The 20991-nt window shown below is 59.4% G+C and carries 17 protein-coding genes and 1 tRNA gene; 10 read left to right on the forward strand and 8 right to left on the reverse strand.

The annotated features are described in order from the left end of the window. Positions 1-61: 61 nt before the first annotated feature. The gene (locus I3J13_RS02540; protein WP_196377925.1) at positions 62-892 is read right to left on the reverse strand and encodes a TolB family protein; all 831 of its coding nucleotides are present in this window, start codon (positions 890-892) and stop codon (positions 62-64) included. Positions 893-1083: 191 nt separating this feature from the next. Between I3J13_RS02540 and I3J13_RS02545 the strand changes: the two genes are divergently transcribed. Then, positions 1084-1461 carry a bleomycin resistance protein gene (locus I3J13_RS02545; RefSeq protein WP_196377926.1) on the forward strand — a complete coding sequence of 126 codons (378 nt, stop codon included), beginning with the start codon at positions 1084-1086 and terminating at the stop codon, positions 1459-1461. 253 nt (positions 1462-1714) lie between these two features. Here the strand turns inward: I3J13_RS02545 and I3J13_RS02550 are convergent, their stop codons facing one another. Continuing rightward, positions 1715-3394, reverse strand: coding sequence for an NAD+ synthase (locus tag I3J13_RS02550; RefSeq protein ID WP_196377927.1), 1680 nt, complete (start codon positions 3392-3394; stop codon positions 1715-1717). Positions 3395-3616: 222 nt separating this feature from the next. On the opposite strand from I3J13_RS02550, the gene I3J13_RS02555 reads away from it, so the two are divergent. From I3J13_RS02555 to sthA, 3 genes are all read left to right on the forward strand, one after another. Next, entirely contained in the window at positions 3617-5557 is a 1941-nt protein-coding gene (locus tag I3J13_RS02555) for an LTA synthase family protein (protein ID WP_196377928.1), read from the forward strand. A gap of 116 nt (positions 5558-5673) precedes the next feature. Further along, on the forward strand, positions 5674-6207 hold the full coding sequence (locus I3J13_RS02560; RefSeq protein ID WP_031233651.1) for a DUF1003 domain-containing protein: 534 nt from the start codon (positions 5674-5676) through the stop codon (positions 6205-6207). A 736-nt stretch (positions 6208-6943) separates the two neighbouring features. Further along, complete coding sequence (gene sthA, locus I3J13_RS02565) at positions 6944-8347, forward strand: Si-specific NAD(P)(+) transhydrogenase (protein ID WP_142779285.1); 1404 nt, start codon at positions 6944-6946, stop codon at positions 8345-8347. Between the two features lie 199 nt (positions 8348-8546). Here the strand turns inward: sthA and I3J13_RS02570 are convergent, their stop codons facing one another. Beyond that, positions 8547-9197 carry a hypothetical protein gene (locus I3J13_RS02570; RefSeq protein ID WP_196377929.1) on the reverse strand — a complete coding sequence of 217 codons (651 nt, stop codon included), beginning with the start codon at positions 9195-9197 and terminating at the stop codon, positions 8547-8549. Positions 9198-9634: 437 nt separating this feature from the next. On the opposite strand from I3J13_RS02570, the gene I3J13_RS02575 reads away from it, so the two are divergent. Then, the gene (locus I3J13_RS02575; protein ID WP_196377930.1) at positions 9635-10624 is read left to right on the forward strand and encodes a carbon-nitrogen hydrolase family protein; all 990 of its coding nucleotides are present in this window, start codon (positions 9635-9637) and stop codon (positions 10622-10624) included. Between the two features lie 132 nt (positions 10625-10756). Here I3J13_RS02575 and tig read toward each other — a convergent pair whose 3' ends face one another. Next, on the reverse strand, positions 10757-12235 hold the full coding sequence (gene tig / locus I3J13_RS02580; protein ID WP_196377931.1) for a trigger factor: 1479 nt from the start codon (positions 12233-12235) through the stop codon (positions 10757-10759). A gap of 239 nt (positions 12236-12474) precedes the next feature. After that, positions 12475-12557, reverse strand: a tRNA-Leu gene (locus I3J13_RS02585). A gap of 664 nt (positions 12558-13221) precedes the next feature. Between I3J13_RS02585 and I3J13_RS02590 the strand changes: the two genes are divergently transcribed. The 3 genes from I3J13_RS02590 (at position 13222) to trmFO (ending at position 15899) form a co-directional block, all read left to right on the forward strand. Further along, positions 13222-13368: a DUF1127 domain-containing protein gene (locus I3J13_RS02590; protein ID WP_004433052.1), complete on the forward strand. Its 147-nt coding sequence runs from the start codon at positions 13222-13224 to the stop codon at positions 13366-13368. Positions 13369-13848: 480 nt separating this feature from the next. Beyond that, positions 13849-13992, forward strand: coding sequence for a DUF1127 domain-containing protein (locus I3J13_RS02595; protein ID WP_003495735.1), 144 nt, complete (start codon positions 13849-13851; stop codon positions 13990-13992). A 449-nt stretch (positions 13993-14441) separates the two neighbouring features. Further along, complete coding sequence (gene trmFO / locus I3J13_RS02600; RefSeq protein WP_196377932.1) at positions 14442-15899, forward strand: methylenetetrahydrofolate--tRNA-(uracil(54)-C(5))-methyltransferase (FADH(2)-oxidizing) TrmFO; 1458 nt, start codon at positions 14442-14444, stop codon at positions 15897-15899. Between the two features lie 43 nt (positions 15900-15942). Here the strand turns inward: trmFO and I3J13_RS02605 are convergent, their stop codons facing one another. Genes I3J13_RS02605 through I3J13_RS02615 form a run of 3 tightly spaced genes read right to left on the reverse strand, consistent with a single transcriptional unit; the run spans position 15943 to position 18300 of the window. Next, complete coding sequence (locus tag I3J13_RS02605; RefSeq protein ID WP_338081629.1) at positions 15943-16521, reverse strand: TadE/TadG family type IV pilus assembly protein; 579 nt, start codon at positions 16519-16521, stop codon at positions 15943-15945. Continuing rightward, positions 16518-17051, reverse strand: a complete 534-nt coding sequence (locus tag I3J13_RS02610; protein ID WP_196377933.1) for a TadE/TadG family type IV pilus assembly protein — start codon at positions 17049-17051, stop codon at positions 16518-16520. The genes I3J13_RS02605 and I3J13_RS02610 overlap by 4 nt, the downstream gene beginning before the upstream one ends. Next, the gene (locus I3J13_RS02615; protein WP_196377934.1) at positions 17038-18300 is read right to left on the reverse strand and encodes a pilus assembly protein; all 1263 of its coding nucleotides are present in this window, start codon (positions 18298-18300) and stop codon (positions 17038-17040) included. The genes I3J13_RS02610 and I3J13_RS02615 overlap by 14 nt, the downstream gene beginning before the upstream one ends. 431 nt (positions 18301-18731) lie before the next feature. Here I3J13_RS02615 and I3J13_RS02620 point away from each other — a divergent pair, with 431 nt between their 5' ends. Beyond that, entirely contained in the window at positions 18732-19859 is a 1128-nt protein-coding gene (locus I3J13_RS02620; protein ID WP_003525152.1) for an S-(hydroxymethyl)glutathione dehydrogenase/class III alcohol dehydrogenase, read from the forward strand. Positions 19860-20146: 287 nt separating this feature from the next. Then, positions 20147-20887, forward strand: a complete 741-nt coding sequence (locus I3J13_RS02625; RefSeq protein ID WP_196377935.1) for a hypothetical protein — start codon at positions 20147-20149, stop codon at positions 20885-20887. Positions 20888-20991: the final 104 nt, after the last annotated feature.

The raw sequence follows: 20991 nt of genomic DNA on the forward strand, positions 1-20991 counted from the left end.
AAAAGTTTGCGAATGCAAGCATCCTGCCGGCGGTGCGGCAATGTGGCCTGCCTCACCCCCATCATTCCGCCGGGAAATACCTGACATAAGCGAACTCGTCCCCATCCGGTGACCAGTTGGGCGAATTCATCGTGCCCTGCCCGCCGAAAAGTTCGAACAGCGTCTCGGCATTGCCGCCATCCATGTCCATCAGCCGCACCCGAACATCGAGATCGCGCGGATGGTCGAAAACGTCGCCGTCATAGGAAACGAACACCACCTTGCCTCCCTTCGGAGACGGGTGCGGAAACCAGTCGCCATAGGAACTGTCGGTGATGCGCTCGACGGCGGAGCCATCCACCCGCACGCGCCAGATCTGCATTCGCCCGGTGCGGCTGGAATTGAAATAGATCCACTCACCGTCAGGCGAATAATCCGGTCCGTCATTGCGGCCCTCGCCATGGGTCAGCCGCGTCTCGACGCCGCTTGTTATATCCATCGAATAGATATCGAAGACCTGATCGCGAATGCCGCAATAGGCAAAACCTTTCCCATCCGGCGACCAGCCGTGCCAATAGGAAGGCAGGTTCTTCGTCATCAGCCTTGGCGCGCCGCCCGCCGATGGCAGAAGATAAATGGCGCTCTTGCCGAATTCCACCTTGTCGGAAATGGCGTAGAGCGAACCGTCAGGCGATATGCCGTGGTCGTTGTTGCAGAGCGTCGCAAAGCCGGTATCGACCTTCTCCGGCGACGCATCACCGGCAAGGGACAGGCGGTAAAGCAGCCCTTCGCTGTTCAGCAGCAGATATTTTCCATCCGGCGACCAGTTCGGCGCTTCGAAGAGATCGGGCGTCTGCCACACCACCCGCATCTGCCGGGTGCGGATGTTGAAGATTTCGATGGAGCTGCGCATTCTGCCTCCCGGGCGTGTCCGTGTCTCGTTCAAAGCGCCCGGCAATGCAGACATTCCGTTTGCATCCGCCATCGCCATGATTATGATCCTAGGGCGGCAGGCACCGTCCTGCAAATTCAAACCGGAAAAAACGCCAGCGCTCCGGCACCGTCCGTGACCCTTGCCGTTTCTCCCAGATCCGAGGTTCCGCGATGAATACCATCGCCGATCACGGCATCCGCTTCGGGCGGATTGCCGCAATGCTTCCTGTCAGGAATATCGAAAAGGCCCATGATTTTTACGTTGGCGTGCTGGGTTTCGAAAAGACCTTCGAAAACGGCAACCCTGTCGGCTTCATGATCCTCAAACAGGGCAATGCCGAGCTGCACCTGACATTGCAGCCCGCCCACAAGGCAGCACCCTTCAATGTGGCGCATATGATGGTGAGCGATGTCGATGCGCTGCACGCGCTCTGCAAGAGCCAGGGCTTGCGCATCATCAAGGGCCTGCAGGACAAGGATTACGGCCTGCGCGCCTTTGTGTTTGAAGACCCGGATGGCAACCGCATCGATGTGGGGCAGGTTATTTGAGATGAGTGGGCGGCGCGGGGCTTTCTCCGCGCCGCTTGCTTAAACACGAAGGCTTGTTGTGGAACGAGCGCATGCCCCTTGTTTCTTCTCCCCGCCGGGGAGAAGTCCGCGGCAGCGGGATGAGGGGGCAAGGGCAGTGAGTTACGGCAGCGTTGCCCCCTCATCCGACCCTTCGGGCCACCTTCTCCCCGGCGGGGAGAAGAAACACGCGGCATTGTCGGGCAAAACATCCGCTACCAGCGTCTTCCTTCAATCACCGATCCCGGAACCGGTTAGTGATCGGATAACGCCGGTCACGCCCAAAGTTCTTCTTGGTGATCTTCACGCCCGGCGCCGATTGCCGGCGCTTGTATTCGGCGAGGTAAAGCAGATGCTCCACCCGGTGCACGGTCGCCACATCATGGCCACGGGCCAGAATTTCCTCGACCGACATTTCCTTCTCGACGAGGCATTCCAGAATATCGTCCAGCACCGGATAGGGCGGCAGCGAATCCTGGTCGGTCTGGTTGGGGCGCAATTCGGCCGACGGGGCCTTGGAAAGGATATTGGCCGGGATCACCTCGCCGGAAGGGCCGAGCGCGCCCGGCGGCACATGGGCGTTGCGCCAGCTGGAAATGGCATAGACCTGCATCTTGTAGAGGTCCTTGATGGGGTTGAAACCACCATTCATGTCGCCATAAAGCGTGGCATAACCCACCGACATTTCCGACTTGTTGCCCGTCGTCACCACCATGGAGCCGAACTTGTTCGAGACGGCCATCAAGATGGTGCCGCGCGTGCGGCTCTGCAGGTTTTCCTCGGTAATGCCCTCTTCCGTGCCCTCGAAGAGATCGGAGAGCGCCGAGAGGAAACCCTCCACCGGCTCGACGATCGGCACGATGTCGTAACGGCAGCCCAGCGCTTTCGCGCAATCGGCCGCGTCCTTCAGCGATTCTTCCGAAGTATAACGGTAAGGCAGCATGATGCAGCGCACCCGCTCCTCGCCCAGCGCATCGACGGCAAGGGCGGCACAGATGGCCGAATCGATGCCGCCGGAAAGGCCGAGAACCACGCTTTTGAAGCCATTCTTGTTGACGTAATCGCGGAAGCCCAGCATGCAGGCGCGATAGTCCGCCTCCTCGCCTTCGGGAATCTTCGAGAAAGGTCCGCTTTCGCAATGCCAGCCGTCTGCCGTGCGTTTCCAGTCGGTGACGGCAAGTGTGGCTTCGAACTGGCTCATCTGGAAGGCAAGCGTCTTATCGGCATTGAAGCCGAAGCTCGCGCCGTCGAACACCAGCTCGTCCTGCCCGCCCAGCTGGTTGGCGAAGACGAGCGGCAGGCCGCTTTCGATAACCTGCCGCAGCGCCACCTGATGGCGCACATCCAGCTTGCCGCGATAATAGGGCGAACCGTTCGGCACCAGCAGGATTTCCGCCCCGCTTTCGGCGAGTGTCTCGCAGACACCCATATCGTTCCAGATTTCCTCGCAGATCGGAATGCCGATCCTGACCCCACGGAAATTATAGGGACCGGAAATCGAGCCTTCGGAGAAAACCCGCTTCTCGTCGAACTCGCCGTAATTCGGCAGGTCGATCTTGTCGCGCAGCGCGATGATCTTGCCGCCATCCAGAAGCGCCACGGAATTGTGCCGGCCCGTCTCGCCCTGTCGCGGAAAACCGATGACGATGCCCGGTCCGCCATCGGCGGTTTCCGCCGCCAGCTCTTCCACGGCTTTCAGGCATGCTTTCAGGAAAGCCGGTTTCAGCACCAGGTCTTCCGGCGGGTAGCCGGATATGAACAGCTCCGTCAGGAGCAGAAGATCGGCGCCCTGCGTCGCCGCATCGGCCCTTGCCTCTCGCGCCTTGGCGAGATTGCCCGCCACGTCGCCAACCGTGGGATTGAACTGCCCGACGGCAATCCGGAGATGGTTCTGGATATCGTGTCTGTCGCTCATGGCTTTTCAATACCGCGCCCGTGGCCGCTCCGCAACGCGGCAATTGCATGGCGGCGTCCGTTACGCTTCGGCCGCGCGCGTTCACGCTAAGGTTATCGCCGCACCGGCCAGACTCTTCAAAGTTCATGTCGCGTTCATCGCGCTTATGTGACAGTTACATGACACTTTTGCGACACCCGATTCACCTCCCCGGATCGGCCGTGCCGCCTGCAATACCGGAGTATGGGTTTGAGAGATTCGGCGCCAAAAACAACGGCTTCCGAAAAGGCTGGTTTCGTCTTTTCGCCTGCATGGACAAGGAGCCTTTCCAAGCTTTCGGGCATCGCCTATCCGCTTGCCAATCTGACGGTCGCGTCCGTCGTGCTGGTCGTGGCGCTGGAGTGGATCGCCCGCGGTTCGCTGAGCGATGTCGGCGCTTTCCTCACCTCCTCCGCCCGCCCCGGCATGACCACCATCGCCGCCGTGCTCGCCCTTCTCGTGGCGCTGGATGCACTTCTTGGCAGGCGTTACCTGTCGCTGATCGCGCTTGCGCCGCTCTGCGCGCTGACGGGGCTGATTTCGGCACAGAAACAGACCTATCTTTCCGATCCACTTTATCCATCCGACCTGTTGTTCGGCCGCCAGATTCTCGAGCTTCTGCCGACCATGCTGAAGGCCCAGCCGATGACGGCAGCACTCGTCGCCCTCGGCATCTGCGCCACGATTGCCGCTCTCGCAGCGCTGTGGCTGCTGGCGCGCCGCCATTCACCGGGCTTGAGCTGGCGAGAACGCGCCGCCGGTCTCGCGCTGGCGCTGCCGCTTCTTGCGGGTCTCGCCTCGCTGATGGACTATTCGCATTATTCCTGGGTGCGCGATCGCCTCAACATCATTCCCAAGATGTGGGATCAGCAGGAAAATTACCGCCATAACGGCTTCCTGATGGCCTTCGCCTTCAATATTCCGATGGCCAATGTCTCGGCGCCGCAGGGTTACGGCGAAAACACCATTGCCGACCTGACATCCGAACCCGCCGCCTTCGCCGCCAACAAGGGCAATTACCCCGATGTCATCATGCTGATGAGCGAATCGCTGTGGGATCCGACGCGGCTGGAAAATGTGAACCTCTCCGCCGACCCCATGCCGACGATCCGCGCCAAACAGTCCGGCAATGTCTTTTCCCCGGAATTCGGCGGCATGACGGCGAATGTGGAATTCGAGGCGCTGACCGGCTTTTCCAACGCATTCCTGCCCTATGGCAGCATTCCCTATCAGCAATATATCCGCCGCCCGGTGCCGTCGCTCGCCAGCTTCTTCCGGGGCGAAGGTTATTCCGCCATCGCCATGCACCCCTTCCAGGAATGGTTCTGGAACCGCAAGCAGGTCTACAGGAATTTCGGCTTCGAGGAATTCCGCTCCGAAGAGACGCTGCCGGCCATGGAAAAACGCGGCAACTTCGCCTCCGACGATGCGCTGATGGACGAGATCATGGCGACGGCCGAAAAGGCGCAGAACCCGCTCTTCCTCTTCGCCGTCACCCTTCAGGGACATGGTCCCTACGAGGCGACCCGTTACGCCGAAAACACCATCGGCGTCGAAGGCGATCTCTCCGCCTCGGCCTCGCAGGCGCTCGCCACCTATTCGCAAGGGGTGGCGGAAGCCGATGAAGCGCTGCTGAAACTGATGCGCTGGGCGAAGAAGCGCGACCGTGAAACCATCGTCGTCCTCTTCGGCGACCATCTGCCGCCGCTCGGCCAGACCTTCGTGGAAAGCGGCTACATGCCGGGCATGGTGGCCAGCCGCCGCGCGCCGCTGGAGGTGATGAAGAAGGAACACGAGACGCCGCTCGTCGTCTGGTCCTCAAAGAAGGGCGTGCGCAAGAATATCGGAACCATCAGCCCGGCGCTTTTGCCCTATCACGTGCTGAAGACGGCAGGCTTCTCCGATCCCTTCTATACCGGCACGCTGGGCGAAGTGCAGCAGGCCTTTTCCGTCATCGACCGGCATATGCTGGTGACGACCGACGGCAAGGCCCTGCCCGACTGGTCAATTGCCCCGAACGCCGTTCCCGACGTGGTGCGCGATTACCGCCTGCTGCAATTCGACATGATGTTCGGCCAGCAATATGGCCGCGAGCGCTTCTTCCCCGGTTTCAACTGGCTGCACGAGGGCGCGCCATCGGTCTGATGTTTTTCGGCGGGGACGCCTGAACCGCATGGCGGTGGAAATCGTTTGAATTCCACCGCCATGCGGGTTTATCTCGGGAAACATCCGCAGCGCCCCATCAGAACCGGAGACACACCGTGTCAGATATCTCCGACTATATCGTTTCGCATTTCAAGCGTTCCTCTCGCGAAATCGGCGAAGTGGAGCGGCGCATTCTGGAACTGTCGCACCAGAAGAAGCTCGTTTCGAGCGACACCAATGCGGAATTTTCCGCTGGCGCGAGTTTCGGCGACAGGCTGGCCGACAATATCGCCAAGGTCGGCGGCTCCTGGGGTTTCATCCTCGGTTTCTGCTTTTTCCTGATCTTCTGGGCTATCATCAACACCATCATCCTGACGACCGGCGCTTTCGATCCCTACCCCTTCATCTTCCTCAACCTGCTGCTTTCCATGCTGGCGGCCATTCAGGCGCCGATCATCATGATGTCGCAGAACCGCCAGGCCGCCCGCGACCGTTTCGAGGCCGCCAAGGATTATGAGGTGAACCTGAAGGCCGAGCTTGAGGTTCTTTCCCTGCATGAAAAGATCGATGTGAAGGTGCTGGCCGAACTGGCCGCGCTCCGTCAGGACCTTGCCGCACTCCACCGCCATGTCACCCGCAAGGAAGACTGACGCCGGAAAATTCATCCCCGCTTTTCCCCACCCCGCGATGCGCTGTTAGATTAAACGCAGTCCCGCCGGGTGGACGCCAGACGTGGCGGAAACCGAGGGACGGTCCTGGTGGTGGAACGCTGGCAACGTTCGTGGAAAGGACCATTTCGCAAAAGGCGGTGCACCGCCGCTTGCGAAATACGGCATGGTGAAAGACCCGGCTGCGCAACGCATCCGACCCACACCAACCTCAACCGAAGCGCAGCCGGGCAATCGCCCGACGCACGCTGAGTATCCCCGACCGGCAACGCCGGGCGGGATGAAGCTGTTGGGGGTTTAGGGCGTTTTCAGGAAAGGTGGGCCTAGGTGCGTGGGGCTTACCCCCCTCTGCCCTGCCGGGCATCTCCCCCACAAGGGGGGAGATCGATCTGCGGCGCGGTCTCGTCCGACACAAAGCTGGAGATTGAAGCGATAAAGATGCGTCTTGCCGATCTCCCCCCTTGTGGGGGAGATGCCCGGCAGGGCAGAGGGGGGTAAGCCCCGCGCTCCTTAGCTAAGCCGAAATTCACCCCCAGTTACGAATCCGTCAGATTCTTGCGCTACAGATTGACGCAGGCGTTTGTTGCATTGCACTCTAGCGGGCAAGGCTGAAGGGGAATCACTCCCCATCGTCAAAATGGCATCACGACCATTTCGCGGCGACGCCATGCCGGATGCGACATCCGGTCATCGCAATAATTCTGTTCCGGGGTTTTTCATGCACCAGTTCGATCTGATTGTTGTCGGCAGCGGTCCGGCGGGAAGACGGGCCGCCATTCAGGCCGCCAAGCTCGAAAAGAGGGTTCTGGTCATCGAGAAGGGCAGCCGCGTCGGCGGCGTTTCCGTGCACACCGGCACCATTCCATCGAAGACCCTGCGCGAGACGGCGCTCAACCTCACCGGCTGGCGCGAGCGCGGTTTTTACGGCCGCGCCTATCGCGTCAAGCAGGAGATCGATGCGGAAGACCTGCGCCGCCGCCTGCTCATCACGCTGGATCACGAAGTGGAAGTGCTGGAACACCAGTTCGCCCGCAACCGCGTGCAGCACATTCGCGGCACGGCGAGCTTCATCGACGCCAACACCATGAAGGTGGTGAAGAGCGACGGCGAAATCATGACCGTGACAGGCACCTCCATCCTGCTGACGATCGGCACCCGACCCTATCGGCCGCCGCATATTCCCTTCGATGGCGAAGCGGTGCTCGATTCGGACGAGATTCTCGAGATCAAGGAACTGCCGCGCTCCATGGTCGTCGTCGGCGCCGGCGTCATCGGCATCGAATATGCCACCATTTTCAGCGCGCTCGATACGCAGGTGACGGTGGTGGAGCCGCGCGAAACCATGCTGGAATTCATCGACAAGGAAATCGTCGAGGACTTCACCTATCAGCTGCGCGACCGCAACATGAAGCTGATCTTCGGCCAGAAGGCGGAAAAGGTGGAGCGCGACGAAAGCGGCAAATGCCTCGTCTCGCTTGGCAATGGCCGCGTGCTGAAGGCCGAGACGGTGCTGTTTGCCGCTGGCCGCGTCGGCGCCACCGATACGCTCAATCTTTCGGCCTGCGGGCTGGAGGCCGACAGCCGCGGCCGCCTGAAGGTCGATCCCGAAACCTTCCAGACCTCGGTGCCGAATATCTATGCCGCCGGCGACATCATCGGTTTCCCGAGCCTTGCCTCCACCTCCATGGAACAGGGCCGCATCGCCGCCCGCCACGCCGTCGGCGCACCAGCCGGCGAACCGCCGCAATTCTTCCCCTATGGCATCTATGCCGTACCGGAAATCTCCACCTGCGGCCTGACGGAAGAAGAAGTCATCGAACGCGGCATTCCCTATGAATGCGGCATCGCCCATTTCCGCGAAACCTCGCGCGGCCACATCATGGGTCTCGACAGCGGCCTCTTGAAGATGATCTTCTCGCTGAAAACCCGCCGCCTGCTCGGCGTCCACATCGTCGGCGAAGGCGCGACCGAACTGGTGCATATCGGCCAGGCGGTGCTGAACCTCAAAGGCACTGTGGAATATTTCGTGGAGAATACGTTCAACTATCCGACGCTTGCCGAGGCTTATAAGATTGCGGGGCTCGATGCGTGGAACCGCATGGGTGAGATCAGGAAGGACTAGGCTTTTGTTGCGGGGAGAGTTCGTGCGATATGCGCAACCCTCTCCTCCGTCATGCTCGGGCCTGTCCCGAGCATCTGCGACGCCGCAATTTTATGCGACGTGATTAGATCCTTGGGACGAGCCCAAGGATGACGCCGCGTAGGGCGCGAAAATGCCTATCGTTTCTGCTCATTCATCCGACAACCGGTAGGGCACTCCCTCACCACCGAATACTATACCGCGCACTCACCCCCGGCCGGAAATGATCCGCATAACCCTGATCGAGCGTCCCCCGCACAGTCAGGTGATCGCCCAGTTTCTGCTCCACCGCCACGCCGCTGCTGAACTCGTTGAAACTGTTGCGGCTCGCCCCCGTCAGCACAAAGGCCGTGCCGGTTTCCGAGCGGGAAAGGCGCAGCGACTGCGACACATCGAGGCCATTCCATTGCTGCGCCGTGCCGTCATAACGCACGGTGAAATTGCGGTTCGCCTCGATATCCAGCTCCGGCGTAACGATGCGCTTCTGCTGCGAGGTCACGGAAACGCTGCTCGATCCCGTCAGCGCATTGAAGATGACGCCGACATCACGGGCCAGGGAAACGCCGGGCAACTGTTCGGCCAGCAGCGTGACATTGCCCCATACCCGCACCGGTGTATCCACCACCTGCCCCGTCTTGGAAGTGCTCATGCCCATTTCCAGCCCCGCGCGAATGGGCGTATCGACCGGCAGTTTCGCGCCGATGCGCGCCGTATAGGAACGGTCCGAATTCTTCACCGGCTTCCAGATCAACCCGGCCTCATCGGCATGGGCCGCGGTACTAGTGGCGGTGAAAAGAGACAACAGAAGGGTAAAACCCATTCGTGGCGACATACTTGTCCCCTGGCAAATTAAGGGCACACCGGGAGAACCCGGCAGGCACGGTAAAAGCTTAAGGCCAATGGTTTGGCAGCGATAAGGCCGCGCAAGAGCGGCACATAATGCCCGAACGACCGCATGCAGCGGCCGGGGCAAATCATGCTGCGCAGGGTGCCAGATGAACGGGAGATGAACAAGAGCAGATGCAGCAAAAAATCATGCTGCACTGCATTGTGATCGGGAAACTTCCCATGAGCGGTGCGCCGACCGCTTGACGAATCGGCTTTTTCCAACGGATATTTGCCCCGCGTAGCCTGCGCCTAACCTCCACGACCTTCCCCAGCAGGGTCTTCAATGGAGGCAAAGGGACCATTGTCTCAGGCAATTGTCTTGGTCCGATCGTTTCGGGCGGGTTGCTGGGGAACTGCGTCCGGGACGTGAAAGGCCTGACAATGACGCAAAATAGCAACCTAAAACGGCGTGTAAGAGCGCGCGCAGCCAAAACCGGCGAATCCTATACAGCTGCTCTCCAGCATATTCGCAGAGTACCGGACGCTCCTTTGAGCAACTCAATACGAGTGGCGGTCGCGCAAACATCCTTGTTCAACGATCCTCGGGACGTCTCCGCCCTAAAAATCTGCGGACAGGAAATACGCCGTCTCATGGACGATGCCCATAAGGCTGGCGCTCGTCTCATACATTTCCCTGAAGGGGCGACGTGCTGGCCTCATAAACGGATCATGTCAGAGACTGGTCCGGGGCAAATCGGACCATCCGACTGGACACGCTTTGAATGGGAAACTCTGCGCGAAGAACTGGAGGCGATCAGAAAACTGGCGCGCAAGCTGAAGCTTTGGACAGTTCTGGGTGCGGTCCATCGACTGACACCGCCGCACCGGCCATATAACAGCCTGTATGTCGTCTCCGATCGTGGGAAGCTCGTCACCCGCTACGACGAACGTTTGCTGTCGAACACCAAAATCTCGTTCATGTACTCGCCCGGACATATTCCGGTGACGTTCGAAGTCGATGGCTTCCGTTTCGGTTGCGCGCTTGGCATGGAAGCGCACTACCCGGAAATATTCATGGAATATGAGAAGCTGAATGTCGATTGCATGCTGTTTTCGACTGCAGGCGAAGATGCTTCCAATGCCCCTGCGTTTGCCGCCGAGATATTGGGACATGCAGCGAGCAACACCTATTGGGTCAGCTATTCAACCCTTGCCGCCCAGAGCCCCGGCGCGCCCTCCGGAATCGCAGCACCGGATGGTCAATGGGTGGCGCAATGCCCGATGAACGGTTTACCAGCTATCGCGCTCGCGGATCTCATCATAGATCGCGAACATCCCGCGCGACCATGGCGCAGAAAAGCTCGCACCGATCTCTACGCCCCTCATCAGGTGGATAACGATCCGAGAAGCGACGGCCGGAAGGAGTTCTAGCATAGCGGCCAGTGGCGATGATTACGCCGCTGGCCAACCGGTTCAAGGCCGACCACATCGCATCCTGAATCAACCAAAAAGGCCGCAGCTTGCGCCACGGCCCCTTGTTCAATCAGCTTGCACTGAAGAAGATTATTCGGCGTCGCCTTCGGCGGCCTTCTTCTTGGCCGGAGCCTTCTTCTTCGGAGCGGCTTCTTCGCCTTCAGCGGCGTCGTCAGCCTTGGCAGCAGCCTTTTTCTTGGCAGGCGCCTTCTTCTTGGTTTCCGTTGCTTCTTCGCCGTCGTCAGCCAGAAGCTCTTCCTTGGAAACGGTCTTGTCCGTTACCGAGATTTCGGAAAGCAGCTTGTCGATGACCTTTTCTTCGAAGATCGGAGCGCGCAGCGAAGCGGAAGCGCCGGGGGTGTTGCGGAAGAAATCGAGGATTTCCTTCTGCTGGCCCGGGAACTGCTGCAGCTGCTGGAACAGCGCGCGCTGCATTTCTTCTTCGGTCACTTCCACGCCGGCCTTTTCGCCGATTTCGGAGAGAACGAGGCCGAGACGGACGCGGCGTTCAGCCAGCTTGCGATATTCTTCGCGGGCTTCTTCTTCGGTCGTGTCTTCGTCAGCGAAGGTCTTGCCCGACTGGGCGAGATCGGTGTTGATCTGACGCCAGATGTTGTCGAACTCGGCGTCGACGAGACCGGCCGGCGTGTCGAACTTGTACATTTCGTCCAGCTGGTCGAGGATCTGACGCTTGACCTTCTGGCGGGTGATGTTGCCGTACTGGCTTTCGATCTGGCCCTTGACGATTTCCTTCAGCTTTTCAGCCGATTCGAGACCGAGCTTGGTGGCCAGTTCGTCGTTGATTTCGACGGCAGCAGCGGCAGCGACTTCCTTGACGGTGATGTCGAAGTTGGCTTCCTTGCCAGCAAGGTTCGCAGCCGGGTAGTCGGCCGGGAAGGTCACTGTGATGGTCTTTTCATCGCCAGCCTTGACGCCGACCAGCTGGTCTTCGAAGCCGGGGATGAAGCGGCCGGAACCGAGAACCAGTTCGGCATCTTCGGCAGCGCCGCCGTCGAAGGCAACGCCGTCAACCTTGCCGAGATAGTTCATGGTGACGCGGTCGCCATCGGCGGCCTTGCCCTTCTTGGTCTCGTAGGTGCGGGCGCTTTCAGCGATCTTCAGGATCTGCTCGTTGATTTCGTCTTCGGAGACTTCAACAACTTCGCGGGTCACCTTGATGCCGTCATTGGCCTTCAGTTCGATGGCCGGAATGATTTCGTAGGCAACGGTGAATTCGAAATCGGATTCGGCCGACAGGATCTTTTCGGCTTCCTGCTCGTCTTCGGTCATGGAGATGGCCGGCTGCGTCGCAGACTTCTCGCCGCGGCTGGAGAGGATTTCGGTCGGCTTTTCACGAACCAGCTCGTTGACGAGGTCGGCCATGATGGACTTGCCGTACATCTTCTTCAGGTGGCCCATCGGCACCTTGCCGGGACGGAAACCGTTGATGCGAACCTTGTCCTTGGCGTCAACCAGGCGTTCGTCCAGACGAGCCTTCATGTCGGCGGCCGGAATAACGACCTTGAGTTCGCGCTTCAGCCCTTCAGCGAGCGTTTCGATAACCTGCATTTTCCTAACCTTCACATCATGGCGGCGGTGCTCAGACAGCCGTTGGTTTACTTTCGAGCACTGCGCCGGAAACATCGTTCCCCGGCCGTGGCTTCCCTTATTTCTTTACACAAGCGCCTGCCGGACACCATTTAGCCTGCACCGGAGAAAAGACCAAAGGGGAGAAATGAACCCCGAAGCTCCCCGCATCTTATAAAGATGCACTCTGGCGCAAGCGTGGCGCAGCCATGCCTTGCTTGTGGTGCGGGTAGAGAGACTCGAACTCCCACGCCGAAGCGTTGGTACCTAAAACCAATGCGTCTACCAATTCCGCCATACCCGCACGTTGGGCGGCGGTATGTCACAATGTTCAGAAAGGGTCAAGCACGCCTTATCGCCGCCTTTCGTTTCCTCCGGACTTTTCTCATCCCCCGCGCCGGTGGCGGGAGGCGGCCGCGCTCTCCGCTTATTCGCCACCCGCGCCGGGGAACAGGGCGCAACAGCCGGACAGAGGCGATTTGGCGCGGAAAACGGCAAGCCGCACCGCGCCCGCCTCTCATCGCCTTCCCGCCCCACCTCGCCCGGCGCATCGCATGCAGGCAGGCGGATAAAACAGGCAATATTTATGCGGCTACATTGACATTATATATAGCGCGCCCCGCAGCCCAGTTACCGGATTGCCGGCCCCTGCTCCAGACCAGCGATTGAGGGGCTTCCGCACCCCGCCCCGCCCCTTATCCGGTCATCCCTCACGCCTTCGCACTGCCGGAGCCCCAGACGATCACCAAAAGCACACAAATTGGTCACAAATTATGCATGAATCGCCGCAATCGGCCTGTTTTACCGGCGTGCATTGCAATGCGTGCATAGGTGGCATCTTGCTTTGTCTGTTTTTGTTTTGATTAAACCGATTATATTCATGGTCATACAGAGATCGAGTTCAGCCCCGGACCAACGCCTCCCAAGACTGGCCGCAGAGACTGAACAGCACGAAGAGGAAGATGAAAATGAACATTGCACGCTCGCTCACCAACTGGCGCAAGTATCGTCAGACCGTAACCGAACTCGGCCGCATGACCGACCGCGAACTGAGTGACCTCGGCATTGGCCGTCAGGACATCCGCCGCGTCGCCAAGACCGCCGTCGGCTTCTGATTATACGCCCCGCCGCTCCTTGCGGCGGATGCGCGACGACCTACCCAAAAAGGCCTGAGGCTCCCGCCTCCGGCCTTTTCTCGTTTTGGGCGGTTCTCCGGGTCGAAGCGGCACTGCCTTAGCCGCCAGCAGGGTCGGCAGATGAAAAATGCATCGATGGCCGACCATTTACGCAGCGCCCGGATAACGTCCGAGCCCCTCCCGACGCGCCTTTTCACACCTGAAAGCGCCTTTAGCGCCGCCAAAGGCTGCCATATCAGTCAAAACCGCCTGAAACACAGGCATTTCCGCTCATATTTTGCTCAGATGATATTCAAAGCCGCAAATTTAGCCGACATACTGCACAAATGCATGGCAGTAGCCTAAATTCTGCACTGCACAACATGGCTCAATGTCTATATATAAACCTCAACAGCCGAGAGCACAGAGAAACGCTGAGCCGGCAGACGAAATCAACAGAGATAGATTGAGGAAACGACCATGAACCCTATCCGCATCGCTAAGAACTGGATCTCCTACCGCCGCACGATCAACGAACTTGGCAGCCTTTCCAACCAGGCTCTGAGCGACATCGGCCTGACCCGTTACGACATCCGTAACGTAGCAGCCCGTTCGTTCCGCTAAGGCGTAAACGATCGTCCCGCTGCCCGACCTCCAGGGCGCGACGATTGAGCGACAGGTAAAAAAAGCGGCGCCTCTGGCGCCGTTTTTGATTCTGGAGTTTGGCTGGAGGAACCAGCCTTTGGAAAGGCGCCCGGCATCGCGGCATATTTCTTCTCCCCGCCGGGGAGAAGGTGGCCCAAAGGGTCGGATGAGGGGGCGACGCCTGCGATAGACCGCACCCTCGCCCCCTCATCCCGCTGCCGCGACCTTCTCCCCGGCGGGGAGAAGAAACAAGCGGCACCCGCCCGCTCCACATCCCCTCTCTCACATCCCTCACCCTCAAAAACATTTGGCTGCCCCGGCCATGCATGCTAGTGCATCCGCAAACAATGCCGCGTCCTTCGGGACCCGTGCGGAACAATTACTCGAAAGACAGCCGCCGGACGGGAGCCTTTGCCCCGCGGCCGCCCATGGACGCCAGCATGCAAGACAAGACCACTTCTCCCATTCACGTCGTGGGCGGCGGACTGGCCGGTTCGGAAGCCGCATGGCAGATCGCGCAAAGCGGTGTGCCCGTCACCCTGCATGAAATGCGCGGCGTGCGCGGCACGGATGCGCATAAGGGCGATACGCTGGCGGAACTGGTCTGTTCCAACTCCTTCCGCTCCGACGATGCGACCGCCAATGCGGTCGGCGTTATCCACGCTGAAATGCGGCTTGCCGGCTCGCTGATCATGGCCTGCGCCGACAGGCACCAGGTGCCCGCCGGCGGCGCGCTTGCCGTCGATCGCGACGGGTTCTCCGAGGCCGTGACGAAAGAGCTGGAAAGTCACCCTCTGGTGACAATCATCCGCGAAGAGGTGAATGGCCTGCCGCCGAAGGAATGGGGCAACTCGATCATCGCCACCGGCCCGCTGACCTCGCCGGATCTCGCAGCCGCCATTCAGGCAGAGACGGGTGAGGATGCGCTCGCCTTTTTCGACGCCATCGCCCCCATCGTCCACCGCGACAGCATCAATATGGATATCTGCTGGTACCAGTCGCGTTACGACAAGGTCGGCCCCGGCGGCACCGGCAAGGATTACATCAACTGCCCGCTGAACGAAGAGCAGTACAACGCCTTCATCGACGCGCTGATTGCCGGCGACACGGTGGGTTTCAAGGAATGGGAAGGCACGCCCTATTTCGACGGCTGCCTGCCTATCGAGATCATGGCCGAGCGCGGCCGCGAAACGCTGCGCCATGGCCCGATGAAGCCGATGGGACTGACCAACGCCCATAACCCCACGGTCAAGGCCTATGCCGTCGTGCAGCTGCGACAGGACAATGCGCTCGGTACGCTCTACAACATGGTCGGTTTCCAGACCAAGCTGAAATACGGTGTGCAGGCGGATGTATTCCGCATGATACCGGGCCTCGAAAATGCGGAATTCGCGCGCCTCGGCGGCCTGCACCGCAACACCTATATCGATTCCCCGATCCTGCTCGACCGCTCGCTGAAGCTGAAATCGCGGCCGGACCTGCGTTTCGCCGGCCAGATCACCGGCTGCGAAGGTTATGTGGAAAGCGCCTCCGTCGGCCTTCTCGCCGGCCGCTTCGCCGCCGCCGAACAGAAAGGCGAGGCCCCGAGCCTGCCGCCGGCCACCACCGCGCTCGGCTCGCTCCTCAACCACATCACCGGCGGCCACCTCTCCTCCGATGATGAGCCGGGCAAACGCTCCTTCCAGCCGATGAACATCAATTTCGGCCTCTTCCCGGAACTGGCGCCGGGTTCCATCGTCAAGCCGGAAGGCGTGAAGCGTTTTCGCGGCAAGGACAAGACGATCATGAAACGCCAGCTCATTGCAGCGCGGGCGTTGCGGGATTGTGCGGCGTGGTTGGAGACTGGTGAAACCACACCGGAAACCAGCACCGTTCAGGATCATTGAACACGACAGCATTGGCTACGGCGAAAGCCCGTAGCCAATCCCATCAGCGAACATTCCAGAACGACCAGTCCGACTTGCCCTTCTGATATTTGTAGTGTCGGGAGAAATACGGGTTCACCGCCGTCACATACTCGAACTCGATGGTCGTGTTGCTCAGCAACGAAATGAACGGGCGATACTTATAGCGACCCGAAATCACGATTGCCGTCTCTTCGGTCTTGAAGTTTCCTTCTGTTAATATCTTGTCCCACTTCACATTTTCGGCGGAACCGAAAAAATTGTAAGGGGCAAATTCGGTCACGGCGACGCCGCCCACCAGCCTGGCGCTCCTGAGCGTCAAATCGAGCTTGTCTGGATCGAGCGGCCGCCCGGTATCGATGACGAAGGATTTGATCCCCGTTCTGACGCGCTCCTCGAATTCCGGGAAACGGGCAGACCAACGCGCCGTATTGTCCACCACCGATACGAAGCGGTCATAGCTTATCCAGCCGCGACCGATTTCGATTGCGATTGCCAGTACCAGAATGAGCAATGGCATCAGCAGAGAAAGCTCCACCGCCGCCACGCCGGAACGCGAACGCATCAGCGAAGTGAAGAGAGATTTCAGCCGCACCGCGCTCACTCCGTCACCCGAATGGCGGTGATCGCCAGCGACACATTCTGCAATTGTGGATTCTTTCCGGAACCGGAAAAAAGCAGGTGAGTGGTGGGAAGAATGAATTTCCAGTTATAACCGAGCGCCAGCAGATATTGTCCGGCCGCAGCGCTCGGCGTTTCAAACCTGTTCTCAATCGGAAATGTCACTGGCGAGGCGGCAAGGTCCGCATCCGCAATGGCAATGAGTGATATTTTCATGTCCTCCTCCGTGGTGGGGAGCAGAAAACCGGACGCGATCACCTTCCTGAAATCCACCTCGGTAACAACGGTTCTATTTGCCGCCGCCTTGCGGAGATATTCAGCACCACTATAGGCCGCCGTCGACATGTTGAGACTGAAAAAAAGCGCGAGACTGACCTCGATGGTGCCGAAGATCAGCAGGATATAGACCGGCGCAAGCAGAGCGAATTCGACGGCGCTTGCCGCCTGGATATTGGCGGCAAACGATCCGGACAGACTGGGGAAGCGGCGACGGGGTGTTTTAAAGCGAGTCAAGATAGGTGACCTCGAATGCGGTTATGATGCCGCCCAGACTGTCGCTCTTTCCAGCAGCGGCGATCGAAAGCTTGTACAGCGAATAGGTATCGACCGTGATCTTGTAGCTGCGGCGCTCCCAGCGGATTTCATTCGCCTTCTGACTCATCTGGATGATTTTTTTCTCCAGACCCATTTGTGGGCGCAGCAGCTGCAGGGAAATCTCGATGTCGTTCGAGCCCTCGTAGTCTCTGTTGCGTCCGCTGTACCAAACCGAGACTTCGTATTTGCCGGGGTGCATCTCCACATATTTGAAGATCGAACTGTTGGCGTCGCGTCTTTTTTGCCCTTCCCAATGGCTGTCGAGTTCAACGGCGTAGCGGGTTGGCGGTATGCGCTCGTCTTGTTTGTTGCGTAGCGATGCTTTGTCGCTCCCCTCTTCCTCTGTCGGGCATTGCTGCGCCGCGCCGGAATTCAAGGCTTCCTTGTCGCCGGATTGCGTTTTGCTGCCGTCTTTCGAAGCGCTGTTTTCTTTGGACGTCGTGGCTCCGGATTTTTCAACACACGCCGTTCCCGCCTCTGTTGTCTTTTCCTTTTCCTGCTCCCCGTAGCCCTGCCAGCCGTGATTCTTCCGACAATCCGCATCGCTCCAGTCCTGAAGCTCGATACCCGGACCCGTACCACCGTCCCATCCCAGTTCAGTGTAGGTGTAAACGCCCCAACAACCATTCGGTGTCTTGGTGGTCTTGCCGTTTTTCAGTATTCGTTCCGTGCCGTTCAGCGATTTTTCGAAGGTGTTGTTGACGATGACCTCGCCGTCATGCGGATAAGGCGGAATACCGCCGCAACGGTAGGACAGGCGGTAGTCCAGTTTCCTGGTTTGGAACAGATCCCCAAGAACTGTCTTGTAGGCGAACTTCGCCTCGATATCCGTCGTCAACCAATCGATTTTGACGTCCCGGCTCACCACATCCTGCTTGGTGGAACGGATCAGCGCATCGAAAGTATCGAGCACATTCTTACGGCGTATCTCATCCAGCGGCACATTCGTTCGCGTCGGCTTCGTCGAACGCTCGCAGGCCTGTGCAATCACACGTTTGGACTGGCTGTAATAGGCCATGGCCCGGCCGCCTTCGAACAGAAGTCCGAAAAACAAAAGGAAAACCGGCAGAAGCAACGCCGTCATGATTGCGAAGGTCGCCGCGCGGTCCTTCATGAAAAGCGAAAACAGCCCTTCACGAACAACCTTTTTTCTTGTCCACTCAAACATCCTGAAAACACCGTCTCATGTCGCTCATCGCGGCGGGAAAGGCGCGCTGTGAAAAGCGGTGCGCCCGGGTTTCTGCCACGCTAAAAAATATCCGGCCCGCCGCCGGGTGCTAAAAGTTGCCTGTCGATTGGCGACTGCTTTTTTCGCAAGCAGTTCTCGCCGACCTCTCAAAATCCACGGGGTTATTAGCATGGAAACCGTAAACCAAAGGCCAACAAAAACCGGAAAATATGCTGCAAATTCATATGCTTAATTCATTTATTAATAAATTAGAACGTATGAATTATGGTCGCCGTGCCGGTCACTACCGGGCCGTTTTCGGTAATGCAGTTTTCTTCGGGGCGACAAACCGGGCTTTGCCCCTTGTCCCTCCAGCCAAGCTCGGGCAAAACAGCCCTGTTCAATCACAAGACAATGCCAGGAGATAAGATATGGACGTTCGCGCCGCAGTTGCCATTCAGGCCGGAAAGCCGCTTGAGGTCATGACCGTTCAACTCGAAGGCCCGCGCGCCGGCGAAGTGCTGGTTGAGGTCAAGGCGACCGGCATCTGCCATACAGACGATTTCACCCTGTCGGGCGCCGATCCGGAAGGCCTGTTCCCGGCCATTCTCGGCCATGAGGGCGCGGGCGTCGTCGTCGATGTCGGCCCCGGCGTCACCTCGGTCAAGAAGGGCGACCATGTCATTCCGCTCTACACGCCGGAATGCCGCGAATGCTATTCCTGCACCTCGCGCAAGACCAATCTCTGCACCTCCATCCGCGCCACACAGGGCCAGGGCGTGATGCCGGACGGCACCTCGCGCTTCTCCATCGGCAAGGACAAGATCCATCATTATATGGGCTGCTCGACCTTCTCGAACTATACGGTTCTGCCGGAGATCGCGCTCGCCAAGATCAATCCCGACGCGCCCTTCGACAAGGTTTGTTACATCGGCTGCGGCGTGACAACCGGCATCGGTGCGGTCATCAACACCGCCAAGGTCGAGATCGGTTCCACCGCAATCGTCTTCGGTCTCGGCGGCATCGGCCTCAACGTGCTGCAGGGCCTGCGCCTTGCCGGCGCGGACATGATCATCGGCGTGGACATCAACCCCGACCGCAAGGCCTGGGGCGAGAAGTTCGGCATGACCCACTTCGTCAATCCCAAGGAAGTCGGCGACGACATCGTGCCCTATCTCGTCAACATGACGAAGCGCAATGGCGACCTGATCGGCGGCGCCGATTACACATTCGATTGCACCGGCAATACCAAAGTCATGCGCCAGGCGCTGGAAGCCTCGCATCGTGGCTGGGGTAAGTCGGTCATCATCGGCGTTGCCGGCGCCGGCCAGGAAATCTCCACGCGTCCGTTCCAGCTCGTCACCGGCCGCAACTGGATGGGCACCGCCTTTGGCGGCGCACGCGGCCGCACGGATGTGCCGAAGATCGTCGACTGGTACATGGAAGGCAAGATCCAGATCGACCCGATGATCACCCACACCATGCCGCTCGAAGACATCAACAAGGGCTTCGACCTGATGCATAAGGGCGAAAGCATTCGCGGCGTCGTGGTTTATTGATTGGACAAGACGCAGGCCGGCGCGCGCAACCCCGCGCGCCCGCCATTCATGCAAATGTGATCGCCTCCAACCCGCTGCAGCCATTGCGATTAACGGGACGGTAAATCTATCGTCGTAAGCCGATACTACGCGGTGGAGTTGAAAATCCCTCCCCGCCCAGAACGACGCCAGACCTGCGGAGAGCGACCCTGAAAATCGTACCGATCGACAACGGAAACCGCGTCGCCGCCGTCGCTCTTCTGGCGAAAGGCTTCTCGGAAAAAAGCGAGGCCTTCTGGTCGCGCGGGTTGTCGCTCGTGAGCGAACATCACGAGCGGCGCGAACTCGGCCCGATCGGGCAATTGCTGATGAAGGGCGACGATGCCGCAGGTGTGCTGCTGACGATCAAAAGCCGCCTGCCGGAGACCGGCAGGATCGTCGTCAACCTGTCGAGCTGGTATGTGGAGCCTTCCTGCCGCTGGTTCGCCCCGCGCATGTTGCAGATGGCATCCTCCAATGAGGACGAAATCTTCACCGATCTCACCCCCTCTCCCGAAGCCTGCAAGCTGAATGAGAGGCTGGGCTTTGCGACGGTGACCGATTCCACGCTTCTTTATCCGCTGCCCTTTGCAGCGCTTCGCCCGGCAAGCGCACGGCTGCGCCCGCCAGGCGCGATAAAACCGGAAATACTCTCCGCCGAAATGCGCGACATGCTGGAAGACCATGCCCGTCTCGGCTGCATCGTGGCGGTTATGGAGGCAGAGAACCGCCATTACCCGCTGGTCTTCCTGAAAACCACGACCAAAAGATTGCCATCCGCGCGCCTCATCCATTGCGAAGACCGGCAGGTCGCGCAAAGGCACATATCCGCAATTGCCCGCCACCTTCTTGGCCATGGCCGGCTTGCGCTGACCATGGCGGCAATGGGCGCAGAGCGAAAGGCCGGCGGGCTTGCCGCACATAAATCTGCACCGATACAAGTAAAAGGCGCATGGAACCCACGATTTATTAACGAAGCATACTCAGAGTTGGTGTTATTGCCACCGTAGGTATTTTAGTGAGTCGTGCGCGACTTGACGGAATCTTGGCCTCTACAGAAAAAGCGCCGTTCCGGGCAGGTCATTGGGAAACACGCGGGAAATCGGAGAACGAG

The organism is Agrobacterium leguminum, assembly GCF_015704895.1.
Classification (GTDB): Bacteria; Pseudomonadota; Alphaproteobacteria; order Rhizobiales; family Rhizobiaceae; genus Agrobacterium; species Agrobacterium leguminum.

Coding starts and splice junctions, on each gene's coding strand:
- I3J13_RS02540 (WP_196377925.1), bottom strand. CDS start 892: ATGCGCAGCTCCATCGAAATCTTCAACATCCGCACCCGGCAGATGCGG.
- I3J13_RS02545 (WP_196377926.1), top strand. CDS start 1,084: ATGAATACCATCGCCGATCACGGCATCCGCTTCGGGCGGATTGCCGCA.
- I3J13_RS02550 (WP_196377927.1), bottom strand. CDS start 3,394: ATGAGCGACAGACACGATATCCAGAACCATCTCCGGATTGCCGTCGGG.
- I3J13_RS02555 (WP_196377928.1), top strand. CDS start 3,617: ATGGGTTTGAGAGATTCGGCGCCAAAAACAACGGCTTCCGAAAAGGCT.
- sthA (WP_142779285.1), top strand. CDS start 6,944: ATGCACCAGTTCGATCTGATTGTTGTCGGCAGCGGTCCGGCGGGAAGA.
- I3J13_RS02570 (WP_196377929.1), bottom strand. CDS start 9,197: ATGTCGCCACGAATGGGTTTTACCCTTCTGTTGTCTCTTTTCACCGCC.
- I3J13_RS02575 (WP_196377930.1), top strand. CDS start 9,635: ATGACGCAAAATAGCAACCTAAAACGGCGTGTAAGAGCGCGCGCAGCC.
- tig (WP_196377931.1), bottom strand. CDS start 12,235: ATGCAGGTTATCGAAACGCTCGCTGAAGGGCTGAAGCGCGAACTCAAG.
- I3J13_RS02590 (WP_004433052.1), top strand. CDS start 13,222: ATGAACATTGCACGCTCGCTCACCAACTGGCGCAAGTATCGTCAGACC.
- I3J13_RS02595 (WP_003495735.1), top strand. CDS start 13,849: ATGAACCCTATCCGCATCGCTAAGAACTGGATCTCCTACCGCCGCACG.
- trmFO (WP_196377932.1), top strand. CDS start 14,442: ATGGACGCCAGCATGCAAGACAAGACCACTTCTCCCATTCACGTCGTG.
- I3J13_RS02615 (WP_196377934.1), bottom strand. CDS start 18,300: ATGTTTGAGTGGACAAGAAAAAAGGTTGTTCGTGAAGGGCTGTTTTCG.
- I3J13_RS02620 (WP_003525152.1), top strand. CDS start 18,732: ATGGACGTTCGCGCCGCAGTTGCCATTCAGGCCGGAAAGCCGCTTGAG.